This window comes from Streptomyces caniscabiei, assembly GCF_014930365.1.
GTDB lineage: Bacteria > Actinomycetota > Actinomycetes > Streptomycetales > Streptomycetaceae > Streptomyces > Streptomyces caniscabiei.
Genome location: NZ_JABXWI010000014.1, coordinates 179,382 through 193,746 on the forward strand (window position 1 = coordinate 179,382; position 14,365 = coordinate 193,746).

The window sequence follows — 14,365 nt, forward strand, 5'->3', positions numbered from 1 at the left end:
ACCTCGTACGCATGACCGAGAAGCTGCTCCGCCCCCTGCGCACGCGGCCCTGGCCGGAACGCTGGCTGACCCGCCTGCTCGGCGCCGCGCTCGCCGCGGCCGCGTACCGCCTCTGTCTCCCCTGGGACCTGCGTGACCGGCCCGAACTGGAGGGATCTTTCACGAAGGCGACCCCCGTCACCGTCACGGGGGTCGTCGTCCTCGCCCTCGTCCTGCTGGTCCTGGCGGCCTACTTCGGCCACCGCGACGCCCTGGCCTGGCCGTTGCTCCTGGTCGCCGTGCCACCGTCCGCGCTGATGTACGTGGCCTTCCACGCCCACACCGAGCCGCCGGACGCGGCTGTCTGGCCTCTGTCCTGGGCCTTCTTCACGCTGGTGCTGGGCGCGTGGGTGTTGGTGGTGTCCTCGGTCGCACGCCGGTTCCGGACGGACCCGGTGGACGAGCGGTGGCTGATCCACAGCCGGCCCCAGGACCGTTCGGCGGACCGCTCGGTGGGTCGGTCGGCCGCCGGTCAGCCGTAGAAGTACCGGTGGGCCTTGTTCTCGAAGTACGACGAGTAGACGAGGCCGATGGCCGGGGTGCCCCGGTAGGTGCCCACGTACTGCTGCGTGCTGTCGACCACCACGGGACGGGCCATGCAGGCCCACTTGTTGCGCTGCTGGGCCTCGGCCCAGCGGACGGCCGCCGGGTCCACCCGGTCGCTGACCAGCACCGGGAACGCGGCGACACCGTTCTGGATGCCGACCGGCAGGCCGCCCTTGGTCTTCTTCGCGTACGTCAGCACCTGGTCGGTGAAGGTCTCGATGGTGGGGATGGTTATCTCCTGGACCGCCGCAGCGACCGTGAACAGGTGCAGCTTGGTCCCCATCCAGCTCCACCGGAAGTCGGCCCGGCGCCCGACGAGCACGGGCACCCCGGCCCACTCCTCCCACCACGTACGGCATTCGTCGGCGGCGAGACGGGCGGCCACGGAGGCGAGGTAGGCCTGGGAGGGTGACTGCTGTGGATGCATGGCCGGATCATGCACCCGCCGGTGGGCCGGTGTGAAGCCGGGGGAGGGGCCGGTGTGCGGCCCGGGGTGGTCTCAGGCTCCGGTCGTCGAGCCCGGCCGCACGATCATGAGGATCGTCACCGTCGCCCACAGCAGGTTGAACAGGCCCGTGAACATGGCGAGTCGGGCGGTGGTCCCGGCGTCGACGGCGGTGCCGCCGATCCCTTCCAGGATCTCCTCCTGCCGTGGCAGCACCAGTGCCAGCAGGACCATGGCCGCGAGGGCGGTCAGCAGCATCGACACGATCAGCCACGCGTCCTTCAGCACCCCCATGCTCAGCGCCGTGGCGAATCCCAGCACGGGCACGGCGATGCCCACACCGCCGTAGACCCGGCAGATCCGGTGCAGCAGCCGTACGGCCGACACGGCCTGCTCGCTGTCGGGTTCGGCCAGCGCCTTGCGGGCGCTCGGCGGGAACATGCTGGCCGCTACGGTGACGGGCCCGACGGCGACGATCGCGGCGAGGACGTGGAGGGAGAGGAGGAACTTGGTCACGAGGGGACGGTAGGCCGGGGAAGGGTCACACAGGAGTGGCAGGATTGCCAGGCACCAACGGATTCTCGCCAGCACTGTCACGGTGGGGCAGGGGGTACCCGGGTCCTGTTGGCTGGAACCCGGTGGAGGCCTACGCTCCCGCCATGCACACCGTGGCCGTACTGGCGCTCGACGACGTGATCCCCTTCGACATGGCGGCCCCCGTCGACACCTTCGGCTGGGCGCGGCTGCCGGACGGGCGGGAGGCGTACCGGGTGCGGGTCTGCTCGGCGGCGGGGGACGGGGTGGTGAAGGCGGGGCCGTTCAGCGTGCGGGCGCCGTACGGGCTGGAGGCGCTGGCCGAGGCGGACACGATCATCCTGCCGGGGACGGCCGACCCGACCCTGCCGTTGCCGCCGGGGGTGACGGAGGCGCTGCACGCCGCGGCGGCGAGCGGGACGCGGATCGCGTCGATCTGCGTGGGCGCGTTCCTCTTCGCCGCGACGGGTCTGCTGGACGGGCTGCGCGCCACCACGCACTGGATCGCGGCCCCCGATCTGGCGGCCCGCCACCCGGGAATCACCGTCGACCCGAACGTCCTCTACGTCGACAACGGGCAGTTCCTGACGTCGGCGGGCGCCGCCGCGGCCATGGACATGTGCCTGCACATGATCCGACGCGACCACGGCTCGGCGGTCGCCGCCTTCACCGCGCGGATGTGTGTGATGCCCCTCGAACGGGAGGGCGGCCAGGCGCAGTTCATCGTGCAGGACCAGCCCCCGGCGCCCGCCGGCGTCACGATGGAGCCCCTGCTGCGCTGGATGGAGGAGAACGTGGAGCGGGATCTGACCCTGGACGACATCGCCCTGCACGCGGGCACCAGCACCCGTACGCTCAACCGCCGCTTCCGCGAACAGACGGGCACGACGCCGTTGCAGTGGCTGAGCCGGGCGAGGGTGCGGCGGTCCCAGTACCTGCTGGAGTCCACCGACCACACGGTCGACCGCATCGCCGCCCAGGCCGGCTTCGGCTCCCCGACGGCCTTCCGGGACCGCTTCAAGAGAGTGGTGGGCACGAGCCCGCAGGCGTACCGGCGGGCGTTCCGGGGAGGGGTGCGCTGAGCGGGGGCCGCGCCCCGCGAGGGGCGCGGGGAAGTGCGCGAGCAACCACGGCCGACCCGCGGCCCCCGACCGGCCGGACCCCTTACCCCTCCCGGGGGCGGCCACCCTCCCGGCGCGGCTACCCCTTCCGGTCGGCCACCACCCAGGACGCCAGCGCCACCACCCCGGCGACCCCGAACACCGCCGGCCAGGCCCCCACCTTCTTCGCCAGCGGATGCGACCCCGCGAACGCGGCCACATACCCGGCGGTCAGCGCGCCCGCGGCCCTGCCCCCGGCCGCCTTCTGCCACTGCTGGGCCGCCGCCGCACCCGCCACGGCGAGCACCGCCCCGCCCAGCGGCCGCTTCTTCGTCCAGCGAGCCACCCCGTACCCGCCGATGAGCCCGCTCGCGGCCACCGCCGCCGTGGGAACCCTCGCCATCGATGCCTCCCGTGTCCTGCGCCAGGTCCGTCGCGCCCGAGGCTACTGCGCCCTCACCCGCCGGGCGCCCCGAGGCCCCCGTACGACCACGGCCAGCAGGGACGCGGCCAGGCACACCGCGCTGAGGCTGGTCCAGACGACGTCGTACGCGCCGAAGAGATCGCGGGCGGTGGCGCCGAGGAACGCGGAGGCGCCCGCGCCGAGTTGGTGGGCGGAGTTGACCCAGCCGAAGACGATCGGGCCGTTCTCGCCGTAGACGCGGTCGCTGAGGGCGATGACCGGTGGGACGGTGGCGACGTCGACGAGGCCGTAGACCACGACGAAGACGATCATCGTGGGGGTGACGGTGGACGAGAACACCATCGGCAGCGCCAGCAGGGTGAGCGCGCGGACCGCGAAGTACGCGGAGAGCAGCCGGCTCGGGTCGAAGCGGTCGGTGAGCCAGCCGGAGAAGACCGCGCCCAGCGCGGAGAACACGCCGATCAGCGAGAGCAGCGACGCGGCGGCGGTGGCGCGCATGCCGTGGTCGTGGGCGGCCGGCGCCCAGTTGCTCCACATGATCCCGTTGGTGGAGGCGCCGCAGATGACGAACATCCCGGCCAGGACCCAGAACGGCCCGGTCCGCGCGGCGTCGAACAGCACCGTCAGCGCCCGCCGCGCCGCCCCCGACGCCGGCGGCGGCTTCGGTACGAACTCCCGCGCCCCGTAAGGCTTCGCGCCCACGTCCGCAGGGTGGTCGCGCAGCAGCAGGAGGACGAGGGCGGTCACCGCGAGGGCGACGAATGCCATCGTCACCACCGGCGGGCGCCAGCCGTGCCGGTCGACGCCCCAGGCCAGCAGCGGCAGGAAGAGGAGCTGGCCCAGGTGGCTGGAGGAACTGAGCACTCCGGTGACCAGTCCGCGCCGCCGCTCGAACCAGTTGCCGGTGACGCTCGCGGCGAACGTCATGGTGAGGCATCCGCTGCCGAGCCCGATCAACACGCCCCAGTAGGCGGTCAGTTGCCAGGGCTGGGCCATCACGCTGGTGAGCAGCGCGCCCGCCGTCACGAGCAGCAGGGCGCCGACGACCACGCGCCGGATGCCGACCCGGTCCATCAGCGCGGCGGCGAAGGGGGCCGTGAGACCGAAGAGCACCATGTTCACCGAGGCGGCGAGGGCGATCTGGCCCCGGTCCCAGGCGTAGCTCTCGTGCAGCGGGGTCACGAGCAGCCCGGGAACGGTGGTGAAGGCCCCGGCGGTGACGATGGCGGCCCCGGCGGCGAGGGCCACGGACCAGGCGCGGTGGAGACGTGGGCCCGGGGGGCCGGCCCTCCCGCCCTCGTGGGCCCCGGTCCGCTCGTGTCCAGGAGTGGGTCCAGGAGTGGGTTCAGGGGTGGGTTCGGGGGTGAGTTCAGGCGCGTTTTCGGTGGCGTGCTCGGGGTCTGTGGTCCGGGTCGTCAGCTCAGCCATGGGTCCAGCCTGCTGGGCCGGGGCCGCCCCCACGAGTGGCCAGATGGACCTGGTGCGCAAGAATATGGCCATGTCTGTCTTCGCCCATCCCGGACGCCACCGCGTCGCCGTACTGGCCCGTCAGATGCTCCTGCCCATCGAACTGGGCATCGTGCACCAGCTGTTCGGCCAGGCCAGAGAGGGCGCGACGGCGGAGGGGGAGCCGCTGTACGAGGTCGTCACCTGCGGGCTGCGCGCCGGAGTCACCCGCACGGACGGCGACTTCACGGTCGACGTGCCCCACGGCCCGGAGGCGCTGGCCGAGGCGGACACCGTCATCGTCCTCTCCTCCCACGACGACTACGTCCAGGACACCCCCGACCTCACCGCCCCGCTCACCGAAGCCCTCGCCCGTATCCGCCCCGGCACGCGGATGGCCTCCATCTGCACCGGCGCCTTCGTCCTCGCGTCCGCCGGACTGCTCGACGGGCACACGGCCACCACGCACTGGCGGTACACCGACCTGTTCGCCCGGCTGTTCCCCCGGGTCGAGCTGGACCCCGACGTCCTCTACACCGACGGCGGTGACGTCCTGACCTCCGCCGGCTGCGCCTCCGGCATCGACCTGTGCCTGCACATGATCCGCCGCGACCACGGCACGGCCGTCGCGGGTGACGTGGCCCGCCGCACGGTCGTGCCCCCGCACCGCGAGGGCGGCCAGGTCCAGTACGTACGGCGCCCCGTGCCCGCCCTCGCGGCGCCCGCCACCTCCGCCGCCCGTGAATGGGCGCTGCGGCACCTCCACGAGCCGGTCACCCTGGGGCAGTTGGCGGCCCGGGAGGCGATGAGCGTGCGCAACTTCAACCGGCGGTTCCGCGACGAGGTGGGCATGACGCCGATGAACTGGCTCACCCGGCAACGCGTCGAGCGGGCGCGGGAGTTGCTGGAGGAGTCCGACCTCCCGGTCGACCAGATCGCGGCCCGCACCGGCCTCGGCACGGCGGCCAACCTACGCCGGCACTTCCAGGAGACGCTGGGCACGTCCCCGAGCGCGTACCGGACGACGTTCCGCGGTGCGTGAGCTGCGTGACCTGGGTGCGTGACCGCGGTGCGTGAGCTACCGGACGCCGAGCGGGGCGGCCCCTTAGCGAAGGGGCCGCCCCATGGTCGTACCGTCGCTCACATGCCGCGCGGGAACTCCCGGTTGCCCAGGTGCTGCGGGCGGGGCACGGGCGCGGCGTACGGCTCCTCCAGGGTGTTCTCCACGCTGTTGTAGACGATGAAGATGTTGGAGCGCGCGAACGGGGTGATGTTGCCGTTCGAGCCGTGCATCAGGTTGGAGTCGAACATCACCGCGGACCCGGCGGGCCCGGCGATCTGCCGGATGCCGTGCTCCTGGGCCATCCGCGTCAGGTGCTCGGGACCGGGCGAGCCCACGGTGATCTTGTGCACCCGCAGCGACTCCTTGTGGAAGTCGAGGGGCGTCTCGCCGACCGAGGGGATGAACGTCCGGTGCGTCCCCGGCATGACCATGAGGGGCCCGTTGAACTCGTAGTTCTCGCTCAGCGCGATGGACACGCTGAACGCGCGCGGCCGGGGCATCCCGTCCTCGGCGTGCCAGGTCTCGAAGTCCGAGTGCCAGTCGAACTGGGCGCCGCCGAAGCCGGGCTTGTAGTTGACGCGGCTCTGGTGGATGTACACCTCCGAGTCCAGCACCTGCCGGGCCACGTCCATCAGCCGGGGCGAGGTGAGCAGGTCGGCGAAGACCTCGCTGACCTTCTCCACCTCGAACACGGAACGCAGACGGTCGGAGTCCGGCTCCAGCACCACGCGGTCGCCCGCCAGGATCGCCGGGTCCTCGCTCAGCCGCTGGAGCTCCGCGCGGTAGAGCTGGACCTCCTGCTCGCTGAGCAGGGCGTCGAAGACATGGAAGCCGTCGGCCTCGTAGCGCTCCAGCTCCCGCCGGTTCAGCGGCCCCTCCCGGGTGCCCCACACGGTCGGGTCGACGCGCGGCTGGGCGACGGCCTCACCGGTGACCCGGGTCGGGTAGTGGTCGGGGCGGGTGGAGGTCGAGGGGGTGGTGGCGGTGGTCATGCCTTCTTCTCCTTCTCGGGGTGGGTGGTCGTGCCGGTGGTGAGGGTGCCCGTGACCGGGTCCGTGAGAGGGCCGGCGAGGGGGCCGATGCGGTGCAGGACCTCGTCGTGGTGGCCGTCGCCGAGCCACGCGGCCGGGAACAGCACGCGTTCGGTGACCTCGGCCGACCGCTTGCGGGCGTACTGCTTGAGGACCATCTGGATGGCCTTGTTGTCCGCGGACACGGTGGCCTCGACATGGCGGGCACCACGCTCGCGCTGCCGCTCCGCCGCCGCCTCGAAGAGCCGTACGCCGAGGAACGGGATGCCGTGCCGGGGGCTGACGGCCGTCTGCCAGACGAAGTACGTGTCGGGCTCGTCCGGGCGCCGGTAGCCGGTGAGGAAGCCGACGATCTCACCGTTCACGGTGGCGAGCAGCGAGCAGTCGGCGAAGTCCCGGAACCACAGGACGTAGGAGTAGGGGCTGTTGGTGTCCAGGCCGGGGGTGCCCTTGACCAACTCCCAGACCGCGAAGCCGTCTTCGGGGCGGGGCTCGCGGAAGACGGCCCGGCGGGTCGGTTCGGGGGAGGGGGTCACGGGCCGCGCCCGGTTCTCGGTGGTGGTGGGGCTGGTCACGGCCGGCCCACCCCCTCGGGGGTCGGGCCGGGTGCCTCGGTCGGCACGGGCGTCCCGGCCGGCACCGGTGTCTCGGGCAGCAGCGGGTACGCGCCGGTCGCGTCGTGGTCCTCGGCGCCGGTCACCGGCGGGTTGAAGACGCAGACGTAACGGGAGTCCGTCCTCGGGCGGAGCGTGTGCCGCTCGTGGCCGTCGAGGAGGTACATCGTGCCCGGCGTGATCCAGTGCTTCTCGCCGGTCTCCTCGTCGGTGAGCTCGGACTCGCCCGCCACGCACAGCACGGCCTCGATGTGGTGGGCGTACCACATGGTCGTCTCGGTGCCGGCGTAGACGGTGGTCTCGTGCAGGGAGAAGCCGACCTGCTCCTTGGCGAGCACGATGCGCTTGCTCTCCCAGGTGCCCGACTTCGCCCGCACATGACGGTCGGTGTTCTCGATGTCCTTGAACGATCGGACGATCACGGTGAGTTCGATCCTTTCAGTGGGTCAGTGGGTCAGTGGGTCAGTGGGTCAGTGGGTCGGTGGGTCGGTGGGTCGGTGGGTCAGGCGGTCTCGCGGACGGCTCGGGCCAGGACGCTCAGCCCTTCGTCCAGTTCCTCGGGGGTCACGGTCAGCGGCGGCAGCAGCTTGACCACCTCGTCCTCGGGACCCGAGGTCTCCAGGAGCAGACCGAGCTCGAAGGCCCGTCGGCAGACGGCCGAGGCCCGGCCCCGGTCGGTGAACTCGACGCCCCGGACCAGGCCGCGCCCCCGGTGGACGGCGTCCCGGTGCTCGTCGACCAGGGCGAGCAGCGCCTGCTCGACCTGCTCGCCACGGGCGAGGGTCTGCTTCTCGGTCTGGTCGTCGGACCAGTACGCGGCGAGCGCGGCGGACGCGGTGACGAACGCGGGGTTGTTGCCGCGGAAGGTGCCGTTGTGCTCGCCGGGCTCCCAGACGTCCCACTCCGGTTTGCACAGCGTCAGCGACATCGGCAGGCCGTACCCGCTGATCGACTTGGAGAGGGTGACGATGTCGGGCGTGATGCCCGCCTCCTCGAACGAGAAGAAGGCGCCGGTCCGCCCGCAGCCCATCTGGATGTCGTCGACGATGAGCAGCATGTCGTGCCGTTCGCACAGCACGGCCAGCGCACGCAGCCACTCGGGGCGGGCGACGTTGACGCCACCCTCGCCCTGCACCGTCTCGACGATCACCGCGGCGGGCGTGTCCACGCCCGAGCCCCGGTCCTCCAACAGCCGCTCGAACCACAGCAGTTCGGGCGCGCCGTCGCTACGGTCGTCGACGTAACCGTCGTACGGCAGTCGTACGGCGTGCGCCAGGGGCACTCCGGCTCCCGCCCGCTTGAAGGCGTTGCCGGTGACGGCGAGCGAGCCGAGGGACATGCCGTGGAAGGCGTTGGTGAAGGAGACGACCGTCTCCCGGCCCGTCACCTTCCGCGCCAGCTTCAGCGCGGCCTCCACCGCGTTGGTGCCGGTCGGCCCCGGGAACATCACCTTGTACGGCAGATCACGCGGCCTGAGGACGAGGTGCTGGAACGTCTCCAGGAACGTCCGCTTGGCCGTGGTCGCCATGTCGAGGCCCTGGGTGACCCCGTCCCGCTCCAGGTGGTCGAGCAACGCCCGTTTCAGAACGGGGTTGTTGTGCCCGTAGTTGAGGGAACCGGCGCCCGCGAAGAAGTCCAGGTACGCGTGGCCGTCCTCGTCGTACAGCCGGCTGCCCCTGGCCCGGTCGAAGACGGTGGGCCAGCCCCGGCAGTAGCTCCGGACCTCCGACTCCAGGGTCTCGAAGACGCTCAGGTCGGGCGGGGCGATGGTCATACGGCGGCCCGCTCGGGGGTGTCCGCCGTGGCGCCCGAGGCGAGGACGAAGTCGGTGAAGGTGTCCACGGAGACGAAGTCGTCCGCGTCGAGCTCCTCCGGGTCGACGACCAGGCCTATGGAGTCCTCCAGGGCCATCAGCATCTCCAGCATCGTGGTCGAGTCCAGGTGCAGGTCGTCGAAGAGGCGGATGTCGCCGTGGAGACCGGTGACGGGACGTTCGAGGACGTGGGTGAGGGCGTTCTCGAGCGCGGTGACGACGTTCTGACGGTTCATGGGCCTGTCCTTCGGGTTTCGGGTTGCCGGTTCGGTTGCGGGTTTCCGGTTCGGGTTCGGTTTCCGGTTCGGGTTTTGGGTTCGGGCTTCGGGTTCGGGTTTTGGGTTCGGGCTTCGGGGTGGGGTGAGGTGGGTGGGGGAGAGAGCTCAGTGAGCCGGTGCGGGGGTGAGGGAGCCGGGGGAGGCGACCAGGGTGGCCAGGGCCTTGCGGTCGACCTTTCCGTTGCCGTTGACGGGGAGCGCGTCGAGGCGGACACAGCGGCGGGGGATCTTGAAGGGTTCGATCAGGTCGCGCATGCGCTCGCGCACCTCCTCCGCCTTGAGGTCCGTGACCACGGCGAGCACCGCGGACCGCTGCCCGTCGGGCGGCAGGACGGCGGCCGACACGACGCCCTCGACACGGGACGCCGCCGCCTCCACCTCGGTCGCGCTGAGCCGGAAGCCGCGCTCCTTGTAGAGGTCGTCCCGGCGCCCGGCGAAGTACAGGTAGCCGTCCTCGTCCTGCCTGCCGTAGTCACCGGTGCGCAGTTCGGGGAAGAGCCCCTCGGCGCGCGGGAAGCGCTCGGCGGTCAGGTCGGGGCGCCGCCAGTAGCCGGCCATCACATGCGGTCCGCGCACCACGAACTGCCCGATCTCCCCGGCCGGCAGCCGTTCGCCGCCGTCCCCGACGACGAACACCTCGGTGCCGGGCAGCGGCAGACCGCACGAGCCGGGCCGGGTGAGGTCGCCGTCGGGCGGCATGATCGCGGTGCGCTTGCACTCGGTGAGGCCGTACATCACCTGGATCCGCAGCCCCGGCAGCGCGCCGCGCAACGCGGCCATCGTGGAGTCCGACAGCGCCGCGCCGGTGTTGGTGAGCAGCCGCAGCCTCGGCAGCCGCCCGCCCGCCGCCCCGCCGGAGCCACGCCGCAACAGCCACGCCAGCCGGTCGGCCACGGACGGCACGCCGGGAAGCACGGTGGCCCCGCACTCCTCCAGGTTCCGCAGCAGCGGCGGCCCCGACTCCGCGACGGTGCCGAGATGCAGCCGGGCGCCGCTCAGCGCGCAGAGGTAGAGCTGATAGAGGCCGTAGTCGAAGGAGAGGGGCAGCGGGCAGTACACGACGTCGTCGGCGCGGTAGCCGAGGCAGGCCTGGATGGCGGAGGCCGCGAACAGCACCTGCTGGTGGGTGCTCACCACGGCTTTGGGCAGAGCCGTGGTACCTGAGGTGTAGATGAGGCTGACGGGGTCGGTGGTGGGAAAGGGAGAGGGAGTGGGGGTGCCGGCAGGCGTGTGCTGCGGGCCGGTGGTGTCGGTGCCGGGCGAGCGCGGTACTGGTGCCGGCGGCAGTGGCGGTGCCGGTGCCGACTCCGGCGCCGGTTCCAGCCCCGGTGCCAGTGCCGTCCGTACGAGATCCTCGATCCGTACGGCTGCCACGCCGGCCCCGTCCGCGGTGCGGAGGGCCTCCGGGTCGTCGGAGACGAGGGCGCGGGGCTCGCAGTCGCCGAGCACGTGCTCCAGCGGGCCGCCGCGCACCTGCTCGTGCAGCACGCTGAACACCGCCCCGATCCGGGACGCGGCGTACACCAGCATCGCCACGCCGAGCCCGTCGGCCGCCTTCACGACCAGGCGGTCACCCCGGCCCAGCCCGTCCCGCCGCAGCCGCCGGGCCAGCCGCGCACTGGCTTCCGCCAGTTCGCCGTAGGAGAGGACACCACCGCCGGTCGTGCTCAGGGCGGGGGCCCGGGGGGCCCGTTCGGCGGCGAGGTCGAGGAGGTGGTGGAGGAGGTGGGGGGTGAAGTCGGGGGTGTGCAGGGGGGTTTGTGCGCTCTGGTCGGTGAGGGGTGCCGGAGGTGTTGCGGCCCTCGTGGGTGTCGGCGTCGTGGCCGTCGTGGGCGTCGTGAAGGTCATGGCCGTTGTGGCCGTCGTGGGCCTTGTGGGATCGGCCGGCGGGACCGTGAGCTGCTGCGGGGACTCTGCGGACATCACTGCTCCCTCGTCGTGCCGGCGCCGGTCGAGGCCTTGGGGGTGTTCGTGGCAGCGACGGTGTTCGTGGCCGCGACGCTGTTCCTGGCCAGGTGGGTGTTCGTGTCCCTGGCCACCTCCGTCTCGCGCCTCCTCGCGGCCTTCCTCATGGGCACCACCGTCGTGGCCGTGGCCGCGCAGACGAGCTGGGGTTCGTCGAGCACCTCGGCGGTGCTGTCACCGGCCCCTGCCCGGGACCCGGACGCGGACCCCGCCCCGGTACCGACGCCGGGCCGCGCGGCGATCACCTTGTGGGCCCGTAGCTCCACGATCCGGCGCAGCCGGGTGCTGCGGACGAGCCGACCGCTCGCCTCGATGTAGTCGCCGGGTTGCACGGGCGCGGTGAAGCGGACGTCGGAGTACTCGGAGAGCAGCCCCTCGTCGCTGTCCGTCCGTACGGTGATCTCGGTGACCAGATCCCCGAAGAGCCGCAGGATCCGGGCGCCGTCGACCAGCCCGCCGCCGTAATGGGCGTCCTCCTGACCGATCCGTACGCGCAGGAAGGCCGTGGTGGGCTGTTCCGCGTGCTGTTCCGCGTGCCGCTCCGGGCTGCGGTGGTGGTCCTCGTCGCTGTCCGCCGCGGACGACATGATGGCGAACTCCTCTCTGTCGATGGCACTTTCGATGGGGCCGTGGTCGCATCCACGGGCGTCGCCGGTCAGGGCGATCGCGACCGCCGCGACGACGTTCTGTTTGTGGGTTATGGACAGGGCGATCTCCGGCGGCCCCAACCGCGCCGCCCGCCCCCGGAACCGGACCGCGGGAGCCCCGTCGGTGTCCCGGTCCACCCAGATCTCGTACGGCGCGACGCCCTGGAGCATCCCGGTGCCCAACACCTTGAGCACCGCCTCCTTGGCCGCGAACCGCCCCGTCAGGAACTCCAGCCGCCGCTCGGCCCCCATCGCGTCGGCGAGTGCCGTCTCCTCGGGGGCGTAGGCGAACCGCAGGAACCAGGGCCGCCCGAGCAACGCGCGAAGTTCATCGCGGTCGAGCACGTCGACGCCGATCCGGAGGCTCAAGGCATCCCGTCGCAGTCGACGAAGTCGTCGTCGTTCTGGCGGACTTCGCGGACTTCGCGGCCTTCGAAGCCATCGAAGACTCCGACGTCTTCGAAGTCGACGAGCCGCTGTTTGGCGAGCAGGTCGTCGGTGGTGTCCCGTTCCCGGACCAGATGGGCCCGGCCGCGGTGGACGAGGACCTCGGCCGGATAGCCGTGGCTGAGGAAGAGCCCCGGCGACGCGGTCGGCCCGTACGCCCCCGAACGCTCCACCCCGAGCAGGTCCCCCGGCCGCACCTCGGGCAGTTCCACCTTCTTGGCGACCACGTCGTTGGGCGTGCAGAGCGGACCTGTGAGGGTGTAGCGCCGTACGGACGTGTCGGCTGACCCTGTCGCCGGGCGCGGCGGCCCCAGGTGGACGACGGGGAAGTTGCGCTTGACGAAGCTCCCGACGCCGACCGCCGCCATGTGGTGATTCGTACCGCCGTCCGCGACGACGAAGGTCTCGCCCCTGGACTCCTTCACGTACCGGGCGCGTACGACATACGTGCCGGCCGTCGCCGTCAGGAAGCGGCCCAGTTCGATGATCAGCCGGCACTTCGGGTTGCGCGCGGCGAAGGGCGCGATCGCGGCGCGCATGCCCGCGCCCAGGGCGGGCAGGTCGAGGTCGTCCTCGTTGTCGAAGTAGGCGACTCCCAGACCACCGCCGAAGTCCACGGTCTCCAGCGGGAAACCGAGCCGCCCCGCCAGGTCCTCGGCGGCGGACAGCACCTCGCTCGTGTTGCGGACGACGTCCTCGTGGTGCAGGAACCGCGTCCCCATGTACGCGTGGACGCCCCGCACCCGGATGTTCCGCAGCTCCGCCAACTCGCTCTTCGCGCCGCGCAGTTCCTCTTCGTCGATGCCGAACTGCCGGGGTTTGCCGCCCATGGCCAGCCCGGACCCCTTGGCGCTGAAGGCGGGGTTCACCCGCAGCACGACAGGAACCCTGCGCCCGTGCTCGGCCGCCAGCCGGTCCAACTGCCGTAGCTCTTCCATCGATTCACACACCACCGCGTGAATCCCGGCCTCCACACAGGCCGTCAGCTCACGCAGGTCCTTCCCCGGCCCGAGGAAGATGACGTCCTGCGGCGCGACCCCGGCCCGGAGGGCGGTGACGAGTTCGGCGTACGAGGAGACCTCGGCGCCTGCGCCCCGCGCACCGAGGAAGGCGCACACGCTGATGTTCGGGTTGGCCTTGAGCGAGAAGAAGATGTCGACGGACTCGGGCAGCAGACCGCGCAGTTCGCGGAAGGTGCCCTCCAGTACGTCCGCGTCGTAGACGAACAACGGCGTACCGAATTCCTCGGCCAGCTCATCGAAGGATTGTCCCTGGATCTGGACGCGCTGTGCACTCACGAAATTCCCTTCCTGGGTTTTCCGGCCCCCGCTGATGCGGTTCACTGCCAGCCGGAGTCGTCCTGAGTCTTGCGAACAGGTCCCCTGGATGTCGCGAATGCGATGAGCACGCTGCCTTGCGCATTGCTTGCCGTGAATTCCATGAATCCCGTGACTCCCATGAACTCCGTGCCCATTCCTGTGAGGGCGATGGGGTGCTTCCGACAAGCAAGAGTTTTGCGGCTCGGAGAGGCGCTGGGAAGTGGAATCCGATGGCCCAAACTGGCCGTGTCCTATTCAGTCCTGGGCCACCAGGGCCAGCCCGCGTCCGGCACGAACAGGGGCGACTCGGAACACCGCACCTGCCAGGCCCGCAGGTCGGGCCGACGCGCGGCGGTCCGTCGCCAGAGCCGTTCCGCCCGGGCCTCCGCCTCTTCGAGACAGGCCGCGCGCAGGAAGAACCCCACCACGGGGCGCGCGGGATCGTCCCGGTGCACGGTGACATGTTCGAGCGCGTCGGAGTCACCGGCGCACGCCGCGATCGCCGACCTGGTGTCCGCCGGCAGGGAAGCGCCGCAGGGCACACGGCCGGACGGCTCCAGGGCAAGGTGAATGAGATACATCCCCCTAGCTTGGGGCGCTCGCCGCATATGCCCTGCCGACGGTCGCTGGACGCTTCGGGCCATGGCCGGGACC

At 71.6% G+C, this 14,365-nt stretch carries 16 protein-coding genes; 3 read left to right on the top strand and 13 right to left on the bottom strand.

What is annotated here, in order from left to right; all coding sequences use genetic code 11:
- Nucleotides 1–11 precede the first annotated feature (11 nt).
- Nucleotides 12–521 carry a hypothetical protein gene (locus HW837_RS34415; protein ID WP_193381133.1) on the top strand — a complete coding sequence of 170 codons (510 nt, stop codon included), beginning with the start codon at nucleotides 12–14 and terminating at the stop codon, nucleotides 519–521.
- Here the strand turns inward: HW837_RS34415 and HW837_RS34420 are convergent.
- The gene (locus HW837_RS34420) at nucleotides 512–1,012 is read right to left on the bottom strand and encodes a hypothetical protein (RefSeq protein WP_045560638.1); all 501 of its coding nucleotides are present in this window, start codon (nucleotides 1,010–1,012) and stop codon (nucleotides 512–514) included. The two genes, HW837_RS34415 and HW837_RS34420, sit on opposite strands and share 10 nt — an antisense overlap.
- A gap of 72 nt (nucleotides 1,013–1,084) precedes the next feature.
- Nucleotides 1,085–1,546, bottom strand: coding sequence for a hypothetical protein (locus HW837_RS34425; protein ID WP_045560637.1), 462 nt, complete (start codon nucleotides 1,544–1,546; stop codon nucleotides 1,085–1,087).
- 143 nt (nucleotides 1,547–1,689) lie between these two features.
- Between HW837_RS34425 and HW837_RS34430 the strand changes: the two genes are divergently transcribed.
- Complete coding sequence (locus tag HW837_RS34430; RefSeq protein ID WP_193381132.1) at nucleotides 1,690–2,646, top strand: GlxA family transcriptional regulator; 957 nt, start codon at nucleotides 1,690–1,692, stop codon at nucleotides 2,644–2,646.
- Between the two features lie 118 nt (nucleotides 2,647–2,764).
- Here HW837_RS34430 and HW837_RS34435 read toward each other — a convergent pair whose 3' ends face one another.
- A complete protein-coding gene (locus tag HW837_RS34435; protein ID WP_060887798.1) occupies nucleotides 2,765–3,067 on the bottom strand; it encodes a hypothetical protein in 303 nt (100 codons plus the stop codon).
- A gap of 42 nt (nucleotides 3,068–3,109) precedes the next feature.
- Entirely contained in the window at nucleotides 3,110–4,516 is a 1,407-nt protein-coding gene (locus tag HW837_RS34440) for an MFS transporter (RefSeq protein WP_193381131.1), read from the bottom strand.
- A 64-nt stretch (nucleotides 4,517–4,580) separates the two neighbouring features.
- Here HW837_RS34440 and HW837_RS34445 point away from each other — a divergent pair, with 64 nt between their 5' ends.
- Nucleotides 4,581–5,576 (top strand): GlxA family transcriptional regulator, encoded by a 996-nt coding sequence (locus HW837_RS34445; RefSeq protein WP_234442693.1) that lies wholly within the window; start codon nucleotides 4,581–4,583, stop codon nucleotides 5,574–5,576.
- 98 nt (nucleotides 5,577–5,674) lie between these two features.
- Here the strand turns inward: HW837_RS34445 and thpD are convergent, their stop codons facing one another.
- The 9 genes from thpD to HW837_RS34490 form a co-directional block, all read right to left on the bottom strand.
- Entirely contained in the window at nucleotides 5,675–6,589 is a 915-nt protein-coding gene (gene thpD / locus HW837_RS34450; RefSeq protein WP_193381130.1) for an ectoine hydroxylase, read from the bottom strand.
- Nucleotides 6,586–7,203 (bottom strand): diaminobutyrate acetyltransferase, encoded by a 618-nt coding sequence (gene ectA / locus HW837_RS34455; protein WP_078853740.1) that lies wholly within the window; start codon nucleotides 7,201–7,203, stop codon nucleotides 6,586–6,588. The genes thpD and ectA overlap by 4 nt, the downstream gene beginning before the upstream one ends.
- Nucleotides 7,200–7,664: an ectoine synthase gene (locus tag HW837_RS34460; protein ID WP_045560632.1), complete on the bottom strand. Its 465-nt coding sequence runs from the start codon at nucleotides 7,662–7,664 to the stop codon at nucleotides 7,200–7,202. Before HW837_RS34460 ends, ectA begins: the two co-directional genes overlap by 4 nt.
- Nucleotides 7,665–7,744: 80 nt before the next feature.
- Complete coding sequence (gene ectB / locus HW837_RS34465) at nucleotides 7,745–9,016, bottom strand: diaminobutyrate--2-oxoglutarate transaminase (RefSeq protein WP_045560631.1); 1,272 nt, start codon at nucleotides 9,014–9,016, stop codon at nucleotides 7,745–7,747.
- A complete protein-coding gene (locus tag HW837_RS34470; RefSeq protein ID WP_045560630.1) occupies nucleotides 9,013–9,291 on the bottom strand; it encodes a phosphopantetheine-binding protein in 279 nt (92 codons plus the stop codon). Before HW837_RS34470 ends, ectB begins: the two co-directional genes overlap by 4 nt.
- Nucleotides 9,292–9,438: 147 nt before the next feature.
- The gene (locus tag HW837_RS34475; RefSeq protein WP_237270492.1) at nucleotides 9,439–11,256 is read right to left on the bottom strand and encodes a class I adenylate-forming enzyme family protein; all 1,818 of its coding nucleotides are present in this window, start codon (nucleotides 11,254–11,256) and stop codon (nucleotides 9,439–9,441) included.
- A complete protein-coding gene (locus HW837_RS34480) occupies nucleotides 11,256–12,314 on the bottom strand; it encodes a holo-ACP synthase (RefSeq protein ID WP_193381129.1) in 1,059 nt (352 codons plus the stop codon). The genes HW837_RS34475 and HW837_RS34480 overlap by 1 nt, the downstream gene beginning before the upstream one ends.
- A complete protein-coding gene (locus HW837_RS34485; protein ID WP_193381128.1) occupies nucleotides 12,311–13,690 on the bottom strand; it encodes a type III PLP-dependent enzyme in 1,380 nt (459 codons plus the stop codon). Before HW837_RS34485 ends, HW837_RS34480 begins: the two co-directional genes overlap by 4 nt.
- Before the next feature lie 272 nt (nucleotides 13,691–13,962).
- Nucleotides 13,963–14,292: a hypothetical protein gene (locus HW837_RS34490; RefSeq protein WP_045560629.1), complete on the bottom strand. Its 330-nt coding sequence runs from the start codon at nucleotides 14,290–14,292 to the stop codon at nucleotides 13,963–13,965.
- Nucleotides 14,293–14,365: the final 73 nt, after the last annotated feature.

Excerpts from the sequence above, each read along its gene's own strand:
- ectB (WP_045560631.1), bottom strand. The coding sequence starts at position 9,016 with ATGACCATCGCCCCGCCCGACCTGAGCGTCTTCGAGACCCTGGAGTCG.
- HW837_RS34435 (WP_060887798.1), bottom strand. The coding sequence starts at position 3,067 with ATGGCGAGGGTTCCCACGGCGGCGGTGGCCGCGAGCGGGCTCATCGGC.
- HW837_RS34470 (WP_045560630.1), bottom strand. The coding sequence starts at position 9,291 with ATGAACCGTCAGAACGTCGTCACCGCGCTCGAGAACGCCCTCACCCAC.
- HW837_RS34430 (WP_193381132.1), top strand. The coding sequence starts at position 1,690 with ATGCACACCGTGGCCGTACTGGCGCTCGACGACGTGATCCCCTTCGAC.
- HW837_RS34415 (WP_193381133.1), top strand. The coding sequence starts at position 12 with ATGACCGAGAAGCTGCTCCGCCCCCTGCGCACGCGGCCCTGGCCGGAA.
- HW837_RS34420 (WP_045560638.1), bottom strand. The coding sequence starts at position 1,012 with ATGCATCCACAGCAGTCACCCTCCCAGGCCTACCTCGCCTCCGTGGCC.
- HW837_RS34445 (WP_234442693.1), top strand. The coding sequence starts at position 4,581 with ATGGCCATGTCTGTCTTCGCCCATCCCGGACGCCACCGCGTCGCCGTA.
- HW837_RS34440 (WP_193381131.1), bottom strand. The coding sequence starts at position 4,516 with ATGGCTGAGCTGACGACCCGGACCACAGACCCCGAGCACGCCACCGAA.
- HW837_RS34490 (WP_045560629.1), bottom strand. The coding sequence starts at position 14,292 with ATGTATCTCATTCACCTTGCCCTGGAGCCGTCCGGCCGTGTGCCCTGC.
- HW837_RS34475 (WP_237270492.1), bottom strand. The coding sequence starts at position 11,256 with ATGTCCGCAGAGTCCCCGCAGCAGCTCACGGTCCCGCCGGCCGATCCC.
- thpD (WP_193381130.1), bottom strand. The coding sequence starts at position 6,589 with ATGACCACCGCCACCACCCCCTCGACCTCCACCCGCCCCGACCACTAC.